Source organism: Paenibacillus sp. FSL L8-0435, assembly GCF_037965655.1.
Lineage (GTDB): Bacteria > Bacillota > Bacilli > Paenibacillales > Paenibacillaceae > Paenibacillus.
This window is the reverse complement of sequence record NZ_CP150185.1, coordinates 537,006-551,299: the sequence shown is the minus strand read 5'-3', so window position 1 is coordinate 551,299 and position 14,294 is coordinate 537,006. Positions and strand designations below refer to the sequence as shown.

13 protein-coding genes are annotated in these 14,294 nt (G+C 47.6%); 5 read left to right on the top strand and 8 right to left on the bottom strand.

Annotated elements, in window-relative coordinates; all coding sequences use genetic code 11:
- Window positions 1-477 precede the first annotated feature (477 nt).
- The 3 genes from NST33_RS02640 to NST33_RS02630 form a co-directional block, all read right to left on the bottom strand.
- Window positions 478-2,223, bottom strand: coding sequence for a rhamnogalacturonan lyase (locus NST33_RS02640; RefSeq protein WP_221823757.1), 1,746 nt, complete (start codon window positions 2,221-2,223; stop codon window positions 478-480).
- A gap of 368 nt (window positions 2,224-2,591) precedes the next feature.
- A complete protein-coding gene (locus tag NST33_RS02635) occupies window positions 2,592-3,818 on the bottom strand; it encodes a transcriptional regulator (RefSeq protein ID WP_339306643.1) in 1,227 nt (408 codons plus the stop codon).
- 335 nt (window positions 3,819-4,153) lie between these two features.
- Window positions 4,154-5,209, bottom strand: coding sequence for a lactonase family protein (locus NST33_RS02630; RefSeq protein ID WP_221823724.1), 1,056 nt, complete (start codon window positions 5,207-5,209; stop codon window positions 4,154-4,156).
- A gap of 240 nt (window positions 5,210-5,449) precedes the next feature.
- On the opposite strand from NST33_RS02630, the gene NST33_RS02625 reads away from it, so the two are divergent.
- Together NST33_RS02625 and NST33_RS02620 are read left to right on the top strand one after the other, a co-directional pair.
- A complete protein-coding gene (locus tag NST33_RS02625) occupies window positions 5,450-6,310 on the top strand; it encodes an AraC family transcriptional regulator (protein WP_221823726.1) in 861 nt (286 codons plus the stop codon).
- 145 nt (window positions 6,311-6,455) lie between these two features.
- Window positions 6,456-7,139, top strand: a complete 684-nt coding sequence (locus NST33_RS02620) for an S-layer homology domain-containing protein (RefSeq protein ID WP_221823728.1) — start codon at window positions 6,456-6,458, stop codon at window positions 7,137-7,139.
- 127 nt (window positions 7,140-7,266) lie between these two features.
- On the opposite strand, the gene NST33_RS02615 is transcribed toward NST33_RS02620, so the two are convergent.
- The 3 genes from NST33_RS02615 to NST33_RS02605 form a co-directional block, all read right to left on the bottom strand.
- Window positions 7,267-7,893, bottom strand: a complete 627-nt coding sequence (locus NST33_RS02615; protein ID WP_076215923.1) for a nitroreductase family protein — start codon at window positions 7,891-7,893, stop codon at window positions 7,267-7,269.
- Between the two features lie 67 nt (window positions 7,894-7,960).
- Window positions 7,961-8,092, bottom strand: coding sequence for a hypothetical protein (locus NST33_RS02610; protein ID WP_260632933.1), 132 nt, complete (start codon window positions 8,090-8,092; stop codon window positions 7,961-7,963).
- Between the two features lie 65 nt (window positions 8,093-8,157).
- Window positions 8,158-8,622: an Rrf2 family transcriptional regulator gene (locus NST33_RS02605; RefSeq protein WP_339306640.1), complete on the bottom strand. Its 465-nt coding sequence runs from the start codon at window positions 8,620-8,622 to the stop codon at window positions 8,158-8,160.
- Window positions 8,623-9,052: 430 nt separating this feature from the next.
- Here NST33_RS02605 and NST33_RS02600 point away from each other — a divergent pair, with 430 nt between their 5' ends.
- Together NST33_RS02600 and NST33_RS02595 are read left to right on the top strand one after the other, a co-directional pair.
- A complete protein-coding gene (locus NST33_RS02600) occupies window positions 9,053-9,784 on the top strand; it encodes an MBL fold metallo-hydrolase (protein ID WP_221823729.1) in 732 nt (243 codons plus the stop codon).
- Complete coding sequence (locus tag NST33_RS02595; RefSeq protein WP_221823731.1) at window positions 9,781-10,353, top strand: TetR-like C-terminal domain-containing protein; 573 nt, start codon at window positions 9,781-9,783, stop codon at window positions 10,351-10,353. Before NST33_RS02600 ends, NST33_RS02595 begins: the two co-directional genes overlap by 4 nt.
- Before the next feature lie 777 nt (window positions 10,354-11,130).
- Here NST33_RS02595 and NST33_RS02590 read toward each other — a convergent pair.
- Both NST33_RS02590 and NST33_RS02585 read right to left on the bottom strand, forming a co-directional pair.
- Window positions 11,131-12,261: a hypothetical protein gene (locus NST33_RS02590; protein WP_339306638.1), complete on the bottom strand. Its 1,131-nt coding sequence runs from the start codon at window positions 12,259-12,261 to the stop codon at window positions 11,131-11,133.
- A 54-nt stretch (window positions 12,262-12,315) separates the two neighbouring features.
- Window positions 12,316-13,584 carry a glycosyltransferase family 2 protein gene (locus NST33_RS02585; protein ID WP_339306636.1) on the bottom strand — a complete coding sequence of 423 codons (1,269 nt, stop codon included), beginning with the start codon at window positions 13,582-13,584 and terminating at the stop codon, window positions 12,316-12,318.
- A 221-nt stretch (window positions 13,585-13,805) separates the two neighbouring features.
- On the opposite strand from NST33_RS02585, the gene NST33_RS02580 reads away from it, so the two are divergent.
- On the top strand, window positions 13,806-14,291 hold the full coding sequence (locus NST33_RS02580) for a cytochrome c biogenesis protein CcdC (protein WP_036607484.1): 486 nt from the start codon (window positions 13,806-13,808) through the stop codon (window positions 14,289-14,291).
- The last annotated feature ends 3 nt before the right edge of the window (window positions 14,292-14,294 follow it).

Genomic DNA, 14,294 nt, shown 5'->3' with positions numbered 1-14,294 from the left:
AATACACTCCCCCGATATAGATCTGCATGACTACCTCAGGCCGGCTGATCAGGATGTAACGCCCCATAAAAAACAAGAAGACGGAGGAACCCCCGCGCACTTCTCCCCATAAAGTCATGCCGGCTTAAGGCCGTGCATGCTCCATCTGAAAAGGATGCGCTGCGGTGTTCCTCCGTCTATACGGTGAGAACGTTATTCTGTTCAGGTTGCATGGTTGCATCTGTCTGTAAAATGATCGTTTTCACAATGAAAACAGATTCGTTTTTATTATTCCTACCTGTTTAGTAAGTTATATACGTATAATAAAGGCAGTCTATATACCTGTCAAACGTTTTTTCCGATTTTTACCGTATTTCTGGGCTATTGGCAAAAAAAGAGGAACAACGAACCAGCGTCCGTTGTTCCCTTCAGCGAATCCCATACTTCGCTGGCTATTGTAAACCTAATCGGTAATGGACGGCTACACGTTGTCCATTCTCATCTGTCCGCATACCGAATATTGGGTACCGGTGGTGTGCTCATGCCTTCTCCCAGATAAAAACCAGTGTGTGGCGGTTGATTGTAGGCTACATTTTGCCAAGCGACGCCAAGTCGGTACACCGGATCATGCATCAGCGTATAGATGCGTTTGTCCGTAACTGCTGTTGTGGTATAGATCCTCAGTGCTGAGCTGTCATTCGTCCGCCATACCACTTCTTCTCTCCAGTCCCCGAACAGATCGGCCTGCAGATTCGGCGTAGACTTGGTTCCGTTATTGGAAGATACGCCGGAAGCGGTGAGCAGGTTCATCGTTGTGCTGTTGGCATAATTCCACTTGTCGATTCGGTTGCTGTCCAGCAGTTCACGAAGCAGATCCCCATCCCACCAGATCCCAAAATTCGTGGAGGACGGCAGAGTTGTCCCGAGTTTCTGCCCTTTGGCCGTATACAGACTGCCGTCTGCCCATACTTCAGCGCCTTTATATCTTGGATCAATATCTGCTGCCATGCCGCGTCCAATATCCTTCGTTGTTTTGACTCCCCAGATTAACTGGCCTGTACCTGCATCCCGGAACTCCACTCCGGCATTGGATGGCGTCTCATGAACCTGAAATACCTCAAGTCCAGGGCGATCCGGGTCGAGGTCACTCAAATGCATGGCATCGCCATGATGAAGTCCTGTTGTGTACAATCCTTTGCCGTTGTCATCCACTGCCATGGCACCATAAACGATCTCGTCTTTCCCATCTCCGTCTACGTCCGCCACACTCAGATTATGATTGCCCTGCCCGGCATAACCCGAGTTACCGGAGGTATTGGAATCAAATGTCCATTGTTTGGTCAGCTGTCCATTACGCCAGTTATAAGCCACGAGCACTGTGCGGGTGTAGTACCCACGCGCCATGACCAGACTTGGGCGCTCTCCATCCAGATAAGCAATGGCGGCAAGGAATCGGTCCACCCGATTGCCGTAGTTATCCCCCCAACTGGATACATTGCCACGCGCCGGTTCGTAGTTCACCGTGGAGAGTGCTTTGCCAGTCTGTCCATTGAAAACCGTCAGGAATTCGGGACCAGACAACACATAACCGCTGGAATTGCGGTAATCCTTGCTTGCATCCCCGATGACTACGCCAGTGCCATCCTTGGTGCCATCGGCTGTTTTCATCGCAACTTCGGCTTTGCCATCACCGTCGAGATCATAGACCATGAACTGGGTGTAGTGAGCGCCGGCTCGGATATTTTTGCCCAGACTAATCCGCCAGAGGCGTGTTCCGTTTAATTTGTAGGCATCGATAAACACTTCCCCGGTATAACCACTCTGGGAGTTATCCTTAGAGTTGGAAGGGTCCCACTTCACAATCAATTCATACTCACCATCACCATCCAGGTCACCTGCACTGGCATCGTTGGCACTGTAGGTGTAGGCTACTCCATCGGCCGTTGTCCCGCCTGCGGGTACACTGAGCGGTACAGATAGATAGTTATTGCCCCATACGCTCGCTGCCGCTGAAGCAGCCTGCTCCGTTCCACTGACGACAGCGCGAACCGTATATTTGGAACTGCTTGTCCCGCTTGCATCCTGAAGGTTGGTGCTGTTTGTTATGGGCGTAGCGTTCACCTTGGTTCCATCCCGATAGACGTTAAACGATACATTCGACCCTTCCGTTCCCATAAGCCGCCAACTGACAAACACACCTGTCCCGGTCTTCACAGCCACCACACCGCGATCCAGATATTCCATCTGCCTTGGACCCGCTGCATGTGTTACCGACGTGTTGCCAAGGCCAAGCGAAGTAATCAGTAACGCGGAACTCAGCAGGGATACTCCCGCTGTACGTAATGTGCGCTTCCACAATGATGATCGATTTCCCATAAACAATTGCCTCCCCAATTGTATTGGTAAGCCCGATGCCCTTGTAGCGCCATCTTTTTATGTAAGCGCTTTAATATATTCATTTTAAATTAAACATATAATTCCATCTATAGGTCTAATTTAGTAATTGAATGGTTGGTACATGAAAAAAGCCAACGGATTTCTCCTTTGGCTTCGTAAAGTATATTACAGTGTAATCATAATGCTAAATAGATTCAGAACTAAAGTACTTGTTATTAAGCATTAATTCGCTGCATTTCATTAATTAGTAATTTAAGCTTTTCCTTGTCTTCAAAATTTTCACTGCTAAAGCTTTTTTCAAGAAAAGCCATTACATATTTAATGAAATTGAGATCATTATTTTTTTGAATAGAGAAGTTCAATCCTTCTAAAATTCGACTTATTGCAACATCGCGATTGTGGTTTAAATAGTATATCGCCAATTCCCCTAGAAGTTTTGCATAATTTTGATTCATCATTGAAGAATTGTATTGTCCAAACTCTGTCTTGTATGTACGTAAAGGAATGTAATCCGAGAAACGCTCTAAAATATCATCAATATTCCAGTTAAACTTATTCGCTGCCTGGATGATGTAACGTAATGCCAAAAATATCTCATCCGGGTATTGTGTGATGTAATTTGCATATTCGTTAACAACATTTATATCTCCAGATAACATCTGATAGAGATACTTATTAGCCGTTGCCCATTCTTCGAATTGCTTCAGCACACGTCGAGACTCATCATCGTCCTCCCGCACCCAGCTCTGTCCACTTGCATAAAGCCCCACAAGTTCTAATGCTTTAGTATAGTCTCCCTGCTCCTCAAATACCGTCAACTGAATCAACCAAGCATATAGTATATAAAAGTAAAGTGGCCGCACTGTTAGTTTCCACTCCTGATTTTGTCGTTCCGAAATGTTAATTGTATTATATTGAATTTTGGCTAACTGTAACATCTTGTCAGCAAAATATTTAACTTCGCTCCATTTATTTACCGAGCCAAAAACATGAATTAGATCTTTGAAGGCTTCAAGTTGGTATCCCTCATCCAACCGGTCAACATAGGGCTCGAACAAGATAGCCATCCTTAGATTTTCCTCCAGGTTCTCACCTTGTCCAATTAGAAACATGCGATACTGGCACATGGCAAGCCGTTCGGAATGCTGATATTTCTCAACTTCACTCACACTCTTATATAACAACGCCGCCGCAGACCGCTGATTTTGTTCAAATAATTGTTCAGCCATCTCAAATAGTTCTGTCGCATAATCCAGGTCGTCCAGTAGCCGATAAAGAATCTGCTCGATGCAGTCCAGCCGATTCAACTCCGCACTTCTGAGAATAAATGGTCTGATCCGCCGCATAGATACGGTATAAGCAAAACATTCTTCCACATAGTCGGCAAAAAAATGATCTGCTGCCACGCCCATTCCTGATGATATCGCAATCAACTGACTCACGGATATGGGACGATTTCCATGTAAAATACGACTAATTGTGCCTGTATTAATGCCAGATACTTCCGAGAATCGGGAGAGCGTCATGCTGTTCTTATCGATATACTGGGTTAATTGCTCCCGAATTGAATTTGCAGGTATCAAGGAAAGCACCACCCTTCGTGCAACATCCAGATTTTAGGTTTTATCCCTATATATCCTGATCATAATGAACGTTCAAACGATGGTCAATAAAAAAATGTGATAATTGCCACTATTTTCAAGTTATTCGCATAAAAAGACTAAAAAAGCTGTAAAACCATGTGTTTCTCCATGATTTCACAGCTTATAGACCACTTTTACACCACAGGCGCAATACATACCGGACGAGGCAGTTCCAGCTTGAACCCGTTATGCGTCAGGCGTCCGTCTTCTTCACTGATCTGGAAACCTACGAGGTTATTGCTGTCCTGATTCGCCACAACCAGAATCCCACCTGGCAAAATATTAAAGTTACGCGGTGTCTGCCCAATCGTGGACGTCCACTCTACGGCTTCCAACTTACCGCTCTCTTGGTCAATATGATAGAGCACGATGCTGTCATCTCCCCGATTGGATGCATACAGGAAGCGTCCACATGGAGATACACGGATGTCCGCAGCTGTCCCCTCTCCTTTATGCCCTTCTGGAAGTGTGGAAATGTGCTGTACCGTAGTGAACTCCCCTCTGCGCTCATCGTACAGGAATGCCGTAACCGTGTTGTTCAATTCGTTGATTACATATGCCCACTTCGAGTTGGGATGGAACACAAGATGCCTTGGCCCTGCGCCTGGTGGTTGATCCATCTCACGATGGGTAACCAGACGTCCCTCTTCCAACCGATACACAATGATCTGATCCAGACCGAGATCACATACGACAGCATACTGCCCGGACGGATCTGGTTGAATGGAGTGTGCATGCGGCCCTTCCTGGCGTTCTTCGTTGATTCCACTTCCCGTGTGCTCCACCCATGCACTCATCTCACCAAGCGTCCCCTGATCGCCAACCGGGAATACATTGACACTGCCGCTGCTATAGTTGGATGAGAACACCCACTGACCATCCGTGGAGACAGACACATAACATGGAGAAGCTCCTCTGGTCTGTTTTCTATCCATCAGGTGCAGCTCACTCGTTGCCGCATCTCTCCGATAGACCAGTACCTCTCCCTCGTCCTTCTCACTCGCCACATACAGACAGTTTCCATCCGGGCATAGCGCCAGATAAGACGGATTATCCACACCATCCATGTGATTGACGATTCGCATCTCTCCTGTATCCGCATTCAACGCACATAGGAATATTCCGGGTTCATCCGCTGACGCATACGTACCTGTATAGAAAAACGTTTCCTGAGTTGTGACTGGTTCCATAACTATATCTCTCCCTTATCCTATATATTCACTGTTCTGATTCTTCTCACTGGTATGTACTTACCCAATTCACGGGCAACTGCTTCACTTCCTGTCCTATAACGTGGCTTTCTAAATCGATAACAACCCCGGTGTGCACTCTCATATCTGTCATTGACTCCCTTATCCCCTCTCACCATAATACAAAGTATGAGACCTAACAACAGACCACCCCTACAGCGTAAATCTGACGGATTTCGTATGCAAAAACTCATTGTGCTTCCGGACGCCCTGCTGCAAGAAACCGCAGCTTATCCGGTCACGTCCGGATTATACGTAACCGATATCGGTTACTTTCACGAAGCGGAACATCATTACCGTGACCGTCCCGATGGTTGTGAATCACACATTCTGATGTACTGTGTCCAAGGCACAGGCTGGTATACGATGGATGGCAGCAAGACATATGATGTCAACCCGGGAAACCTCGTTATATTACCTGCACATGTCCCTCATGTGTATGGTGCCAACGCAGCTGAACCATGGAGCATCTTCTGGATTCATCTGCGCGGGGAACACGCTTTATCCTACATAGAACCCTTGTTAACTCATCATATTACTACCATGCCACCGGCCAAGGCTCAGAAATGGCTTGAGCTGTTCCATGAATGTTACGGCGCGTTAGAGACGGGTTACTCCATACAGACGATGACGTATGCCTCCCAGATTATCGGTTATATGCTTGGTATGCTGGCTTATGGACCGGAGACGACAGGGACAGATGGTGGGATCGTGAGCAGCAAACGGGCGGCTGAACAATCCGTTCAATATATGCTGGAGCACCTGGAGAATGGAATCACGCTCAAGGAACTCGCGGCACACGCGCGGCTGTCTGTCCCTCATTACTCTCAGTTATTCAAGCAAGCTACGGGGCATTCGCCCATCGATTATTTCCTGCGGCTTAAGATTCAGCATTCCTGCCGCTATCTGGATTTTACCGATTGGACCGTGAAGCAGATCAGTTCCGAGCTTGGATTCAAGGACCCTTACTACTTCTCCCGTCTGTTCAGCAAAATGATGGGACGTTCACCCACGGATTATCGAAATAAATCCAAAGGTTAAAGGCAGTGTCTTCACTTAGCCCCTTCTGAATGATTATGAATTCCGTTGGAAAATTCCAGCAACTTTTTGAACAGAAGGGTCGTCTATAGGGGCAAATAACTTTTATATAAAGGGATCATCCCTGGAAAAGTGAGGCGCACCTTTCATGAAAAAAAATATACTTGCTACATTAACTGCGGGAGCTCTGCTCACGCTGTCTCTGAGTGCAGGCCCGATCAACGCTGCGCAAGCCCAATTCACGGATATTCAAGGTATCGCAGGAGCAGACAAAATTGAATCTCTCCATCAGGATGGATTCATCAAAGGCGTGAGCGACAGCTTGTTCAAACCTGAACTGGAGTTAAATACCGCTCAGGGCATTCAACTGATTGCGGACGGCCTGAATCTGAATCTGGACACGATTCGTTTTATCAAACAGCCGCTGCCAAGTGATCACTTCTCTCATGTAAAAGATGGCGTATGGTACAGTGATGCATTTATCCGTGCACAATATAATGGCATTCAGATGTCACAGGATATCGATCCGTCCAAACCGCTTACTCGTGAACAATTCACACTGTTTCTGATGCAAGGCATCGAGGCCAAAGGCGGTCTGCCGATGATTAATATCAAACCTGTGGACATTACCGACGAACAGGAACTTACGCCAGAGTATCAAGGTGCCATTCAGCGTTCACTCGTTCTCAAAATCAATCAACTGGATGCCGACGGCAACTTCAATCCCAAACAAACGATTACTCGTGCCGAAGCAGCAGTGATGATGTATAACGCAATCGAGTACATGGAATCGTTCCATGCACCACAAATCCCGGAAACACCTGAGGAGTAATATTTCCTTGGTGGAAGCAGTATGCCAAACAGCCGCACCTTCCCTCAACAGGAAAGTGCGGCCGTTTGTATTATACCGTTATTTATACCTATATCACTGATGCAATCATCAGATTTAACTTTCTAACTTAGAAAGAACCTTTAACAACAACCTCAGACAACGGTAAACGTCCTGACGGGCGAGCTGGCTGTGCAGCTTTACCTACAGTAATCAACAACGTTGGCACAAATCGTGCAGGAATGTTGAATGTTTCGATCAGTTTTTGTGGATTATATCCACCGATTGGACATGTATCGTAACCCAGGGAGCGTGCAGCAAGCATAATATTTTGGGAAGCAAAAGATGCATTGCGGATCGCTTCATCGCGAGCGATTTGCGGGCTTTGGTAAGCACCGTTGATCTGTCCAACCAATGCGTCACGAACCTCAGCAGTCAGTGCGCCTGCCTCAACAGCTTGATCGTAGATTACGGTGTTTCGGTTTGCTTCCAAATCTCCAAGAACAGCAATCGTAACCGAACTTTCCACGATCTGACTTTGACCGTAAGCAACTGGCAGCAATTTCGCTTTGTCTGCTTCAGATTCAATTACGAGGAATCTCCAGTGTTGCAGGTTCCATGAAGATGGTGCTTCCGCTGCTGCTGTCAGAATCGCATTGAGATCAGCTTCAGGCAATTCAAAACCTTTTTCGTACTTTTTGACAGCATGGCGTTCGCTAATAACGCGAAGTGTTTCATTTTTTTCAATGCCTGACATGTGTTCCACTCCCCAGAATCTAGTTTGTTTATACTTCTTTACTTTCGCAAGGTAATCTTGAAGAATACTACTCTCCCAAGGATTTGCCTTCCGAAAATAACATCAGCGCAGATAATCTCTCCCCATCTGTGTTCACGTTATGCCCGGAATCGCCTGAGAACATCAATGGATCTTTCACCGGAGCACACGCCAATGCCATAACTTGTCCACCATGCCTGACTCAACCAAGGCCATGTCATGAAGGACCATTCGTTGTGGACTCCGTCAGGACTTCTCCTTTGCAGGCAATCCATACAGCGACAGGGTTATCGCTTCCCCATGACCTATGCGCTCTTTCACATCCTGAATGGATATACGGTCAAAATAAGCGCTGAGCGCCTCTTCGCCTCCGTTATATATGTTCCCCATCACATCCTGCATATTGGAAGATACTACGCACGATGAACCGGACTCCCCTGAGCACCAGTTGGGACCGAGTGAACCACCAGCTACCAGTCTGTACAATTCTCCCAGCTTGATCTCTTCACTTGGACGGCTAAGCAAGTACCCACCATGAGCACCTTCCTTCGTCGTCAGGTAACCATGTTTGCGCAGAACACTAAGTACCTTACGGACTCTGGCCGGGTGTGTACCCACACTCTGGGACAAATCTTCACTATTGGCCATACACTCATTTCTCATCGACAGAAAAACAAGACAATGCACCGCTATGGTAAATTCGCTGTTCATAACTTACTCCTTCCCGGCTTACAACACCGATGAACTCCAACCCAAGGTAAGTATAACTGTCATTATATGAATAACAGTTATGTTTGTCAACTTTCATCCCGAATGGAGATCAAACGTGATTTTTCCTGTTATACCAATACTTACAGCTCATCAACACAATTAAGCTAGGATGAACATCCTGTCTTCATTTTTATCCAAAAAGAACAAAAAAGTGAGCCTTTCGCTACGCGAAGGGCTCCAATAAGATAGACATATGAAAGGGCTTACGTGATTATTATAATCGGTAATCCTCAATTTGAAAACGCTTTTTTTGTAAAGTGCATCATTATTTTAAATTTTTTTTATTTGAATAAAATGAACAATAGGTATTGATAAAACTAATGTCATTAGTTATGATACTAATACCATTAGTTTTAAGGAGGGTTTAACGATGCGTATTACCCGAGAATTTGATGTCGTTCAAGTTACGTTTTTCCCAAGACTTTTCCCTGTGAACGTATACCTGATTGAAGAGGAAGATGGATTAACGCTGATTGATGCCGGAATACCGGTCAGTCTTAAGGGGATTTTGGCAACTGCCCAGTCCCTTGGAAAGCCCATTACCAAGATCATTCTGACTCACGCGCATAGCGACCATATTGGTGCATTGGATCGTCTCAAAGAGGCACTGCCCCAAGCCGAGGTCTTCATCTCCAGACGGGATGCCCGGTTATTGGCGGGTGATACTTCCCTTCTTCCCGGTGAGCCACAAACCCCGGTACGCGGCGGCGTGCCTAAGCCCAAAGCGGTGCGCACCCAGCCAAACCACTTGCTGGATGACGGTGACCAGATTGGTTCACTGGTCGCCATTGCCTCACCAGGACATACGCCGGGGCATATGTCCTTCATGGATGCGCGCAGCCGCGTGCTCATCGCTGGCGACGCGTACCAGCTGCAAGGCGGCCTTGCCGTATCCGGCCGCATGCGCCCGCTCTTCCCGTTCCCCGCGCTGGCGACGTGGAACCGCGAAGCGGCTCTGACCAGCGCGAAGCGCCTGGCGGAGCTGGAACCGTCCGTGCTGGCGGTAGGCCACGGACGGATGCTGCGCCAGCCCGCGGCCGCCATGCGCGCGGCAGCCGCTGATGCACAGCAGCGGCTCGGCCTTGCCGGGGGGCATCTGTGAGCCCCCGGCAAGGGCTGGATCGCGGCGCTCTGCTCAGCGCCGCCGCCCAGCTTGCTGACAGCGACGGCTTTCAGGCGCTGACACTCGCCGCGTTGGCACAGCGGCTGGATGTGCGCTCGCCGTCGCTCTACAACCACATCAGCGGACTTCCCGGGCTTCGCCAGGAAATGGCGCTGATGTCCGTACAACAGCTTAGCCGCGCATTAACCGCGGCTATCGCTGACCGCACTGGCGATGATGCCATCCAGGCCATCGCTGCGGCATACATTGGCTTCGTCCGCGAGCACCCCGGGCTGTACGAAGCCTCATTTCATGCCCCGGATCGCGAGGAGCCACAGCTCGCCGCGGCCAGCACAGCTACGCTGGAGTTGCTGCTGTACAGCTTGCAGCCCTACCCGCTCACCGAAGCGGAAGCATTGCACGCCGTTCGTGGTTTGCGCAGCCTCTGCCATGGATTTGCCTCCATTGAGGCACAGGGCGGCTTCGGCATGAACTTTGATCCAGACGAAAGTCTGCGTCTGACCATATCCGCCTTCCTGCACGGACTCCGGCATCTTCATCAGGACTAGTTGAGGCACGCATTGCATCATGAAAAAGGACTGCAGAGGATCTGCAGTCCTTTTTCATTGCGGTGTACTGGTACATCCCATAGATTGGACAGTAATAATGTTATAGTTACGCCGATGACTTTTAGCAAATTAACATCCACTTTGAATTCATCTTTCATCGGCTTGTGTTCATTTAACGTGTCTGTGATTCGTTACATTTACCAACGTACCCAAATTAGGCCAAATAAGATGCGCTGAGTTCGTTAGAACGTGCTACATACAGTGCTTCAGATCACGATGTCATAGACACTCGTCCACTCATCATAGCGGGACACGGCTAGATAAGGATCTTACTCTGATCGTGATGCACATACTAGTACAAGCTTTAATACTATTCATGTATAGATCAAGCTACCGTTCAGTGCACACATTGAGACGATTCCCGATACGGAGCTTACCCTGATCGTGATGCACACTTTAGTGCTTGTTTTAGTACTTGTTCTAATACGAATCTTTATAGATCACACTGCATCTACGCCGCAGCGGGATGATTCTTGTTGAGGATCTAGCTACAACTCCCGTTGTTCAGTGGTAAGAGTCTGAAACGTATCGTTCTCCCCAGTCCCAATCCCATTTCACTTGGCAATCTGATCCTTACTTGATTCGCCCTGTCTCTCAATTACACTTTTGCCACTCACAACGACGCACTTCTCTATTATGTACATCTCTCGTTCCTCTCGAAGGCTGGAATGGACTTTGGCTTCCCTCTTTCCATCGAAACGGTTCTCGATAGCCTATCTATGGCCATTGCTGCCGTCCATCCTGCACTTCTTTCAAAATATGCTTCATCACGGGCACGTACACCTTCCAGTAGAACATGTCCGGGATACCTTTTTGATCTGGCGTAAGTTTGGACCGGACGACCTCCCAACCCCGGATTCGGCGCCAGAAGGAATAATGCTTCATCTCTCCGAATGACCCTGCCATGTAATATGACCGATTATAGTCGTCATAGCGGACAAGTGCAGCAAATTCCGCAGGAATTCCTGCATCCACCAGCTTCTGCTCGCCTGTCTCCGTAAGATCCGTCTTATACCAGGCCAGTATGGAATTCTTCTGTTGCGGCACAATGATATCGAACCAGCCATTGTAATGTATATCCTGGGTTATACCGCTCCAATCGCTGCCTTCCGGTGTAAATGCAATCTGTATATTGCCTGTCTTCACATCCGGACCTTTCTCCAGTACCATGACCTGTCCATCCATATGGATCAGCAGCATACCCGCTCCGCGATAATGCCATTTCTTCTTCTCCTGCTGCTCATAGTGCGCCCTAACCCAGCGGGGTACTTCTTGTATACTTTGCAGATTAGATACCGATTTCCCCTGCCATCCACTGCTGTCCACACCCAAGATGGGGTATAGCTGCTCTCTTGTCATCTTGGAAGCCGTATTCGCCAATGCACTGTATTCGGCAACAATCGTCACGCCTTTATACGCAGCCTCGCGAATCTTCTGCACATCATATATTGTTAATTCTTCATAGATTTCGTCTTGCTTCCGTTCATTCTTTTGTGCAGACAGACTACTTCGATTCGCCGTCAGATAGATCAGATCCGTGTCCGTCACCTCATCAGGCAACAATCGCTTCATCCGAGGAAGCCCGTCCTGAAGATCATAACCGTAATAATCCTCTTCATAGGAATAGTGTTCCCCTGTTTGCTGTACGATCTTCTGCTGATTCAGCAGCCAGACCAATCCCTTGTGCCCCTGATAGGACTGGTCAGGTCTGCTCTTGTCAATAATCATGATGTTAAGCGGAACCGGGGCCTGGGATTGCCACATAACCCAGGGGACAACCAGCACCACCGATACCACTGTAAAACAAGCCAACGTCCACATCGTGGCTGGCCTGTAACTTTTTTTCATGAAGCGTATTCCTCCTTGCTCTGTTCCAAGGTATTGTCAGGATCGATCGTTAGATTACCCTAATCCATGTCTGCTGTCCTTTTCCTCTGCCTTCCGCAATCCCATAGCCTGCAACATGCCATATATACGGGATATGTTATTCAGCGGTCTGAACCAGAACGTCTCCGTACATGCATACAACAGCAGACGTGTCACCTCTCGGGACGTATATGCCTTGCGTGAACACCATATTTCGAACATCACCACACTTGCGGACAACAAGGAACCATAGAGGGTCAGCAGCAGAACGAGAATGATGCATAGGTTAATATCCACCCACTGTAGCCCTATGCCTGCAATGAACAGCACGATCGCTCCCAGTTCCAACACAGGCCCCAACAATTCGATCAAAATAAAATAAGGGATGGATACCATCCCCATCCAGCCATAGGCCGGATTGAAGATCATGCTCCGCTGAGTCCATAGACTGCTTGCAAGCTGCATGTGCCAACCGATACGCTGTCTGGACAGCTGACGCCATGTACCGGGTACTTCTACCCTGCAGATCGGATCGGGAATATATATAATACGGCCACGTTCCCGAATCTGCTTCATATGTTTCTGTAACCGCATCACCAGTTCCATGTGAGCGACCTGGTCATCGCGCTTGTAACCTCCAACTTCCAACACCCGGTTCTTTTTGAATATACCGAATACTTCAGACGTAAATAAAAGCACATTAATATTGTAACGAACAAGTCCCACACCACCAATCAAAAAAGCACGCACGTATTCAATGGTCTGCATTACATACAACGTACTGTCCGTAGGCCTTGTGCTGTTATACGTTAAATCTGTATGATTTGTATTTCTGGGGGCCATGAGATCTACTCGTCCACTACAAGCAACAACCTCTTCTCCGGGGAGAGCATCCATAAAGGGTTTCATAATCTTCACCAATGCATCCCGTTCCAGAACTGTCCAGGGTCCAACAGAGGCGATATAAGGATATTGCGAGATATTCAGGCCTGCATTCAGGGAGTCCATTCGTCCACCATACGCCTTGTCGATCACAACCAGACGATGATGTAACCTGGATTGGTAGACACATTTAATCTGAGCTGTCTCCTGGCCGAGTCCCGAATAATGAACTTTACTCCGAATGGGCATCAGATCATAGGTTTCTTTTAGACGCCGCATTGTTCCATCCTCTGATCCATCATTAATGATGAGAACCTCATAGCGTGCATACTGAATATCCAGCAGACAATCAATTCGCTGTACGATCGTATTCTCACTATTGATGTGAACCGATAAGCTTGATATACATCCATTGTTGTCCAATCATTGCATGATTTCCCCTTAATCGAATAAACGGCCTTACAACGGGCACAATAATACAAAATTTTCAAATACACCCTGTGAATACATATCGGGTATATGATACACTAAGCTTTCTATCGGCTTTCTGCGTTTGTGATATAATAGGAACTGAAAATTCCGGCAATTCGTATTGGGTTCCGGATCTCCGGATAACATATTATTCCAGAAAGAGGGAGTTCTACGTGGCTCAAATCAGTCCGTACTACCTGCAAATCGGAGCAACCGTGGGCATGCTTGTCATGGCACTGCTTGCCATCTTCATCCGCATGAAAGCCAGTCACAGACCGGTGACCATTCGTAAAATCCTTATTCCTCCGCTCGGCATGAGCACAGGATTTCTCATGTTTGTTGTACCAGCAACACATGTTCCTCTACTCTGGGCATTCTTTGCGTTTCTGGTGGGCTGGTTCCTCTTCTCCTATCCCCTCATTCGCAGTACACGGTTTGAACGAGTAGGTGAAGAAATTTTTGCCACACGTTCTCGCAGCTTTGCTTTTATCTTGCTTGGATTGCTGGCCGTACGCCTGATCCTGCATGAAGTCATTCAGCGATATGTAAGTATTCCGCAAACAGGCGGATTGTTCTTCCTGCTGGCTTTTGGCATGATTGTACGCTGGCGTGTATATATGTACAAACACTACAAAGAAGTGCTGGTCGCCGAACACTAGTCA

Excerpts from the sequence above, each read along its gene's own strand:
- NST33_RS02615 (WP_076215923.1), bottom strand. The coding sequence starts at position 7,893 with ATGTCAGGCATTGAAAAAAATGAAACACTTCGCGTTATTAGCGAACGC.
- NST33_RS02590 (WP_339306638.1), bottom strand. The coding sequence starts at position 12,261 with ATGAAAAAAAGTTACAGGCCAGCCACGATGTGGACGTTGGCTTGTTTT.
- NST33_RS02630 (WP_221823724.1), bottom strand. The coding sequence starts at position 5,209 with ATGGAACCAGTCACAACTCAGGAAACGTTTTTCTATACAGGTACGTAT.
- NST33_RS02610 (WP_260632933.1), bottom strand. The coding sequence starts at position 8,092 with ATGGCATTGGCGTGTGCTCCGGTGAAAGATCCATTGATGTTCTCAGGC.
- NST33_RS02625 (WP_221823726.1), top strand. The coding sequence starts at position 5,450 with ATGCAAAAACTCATTGTGCTTCCGGACGCCCTGCTGCAAGAAACCGCA.
- NST33_RS02600 (WP_221823729.1), top strand. The coding sequence starts at position 9,053 with ATGCGTATTACCCGAGAATTTGATGTCGTTCAAGTTACGTTTTTCCCA.
- NST33_RS02640 (WP_221823757.1), bottom strand. The coding sequence starts at position 2,223 with ATGGAATATCTGGATCGCGGTGTGGTGGCTGTGAAGACCGGGACAGGT.
- NST33_RS02605 (WP_339306640.1), bottom strand. The coding sequence starts at position 8,622 with ATGAACAGCGAATTTACCATAGCGGTGCATTGTCTTGTTTTTCTGTCG.
- NST33_RS02620 (WP_221823728.1), top strand. The coding sequence starts at position 6,456 with ATGAAAAAAAATATACTTGCTACATTAACTGCGGGAGCTCTGCTCACG.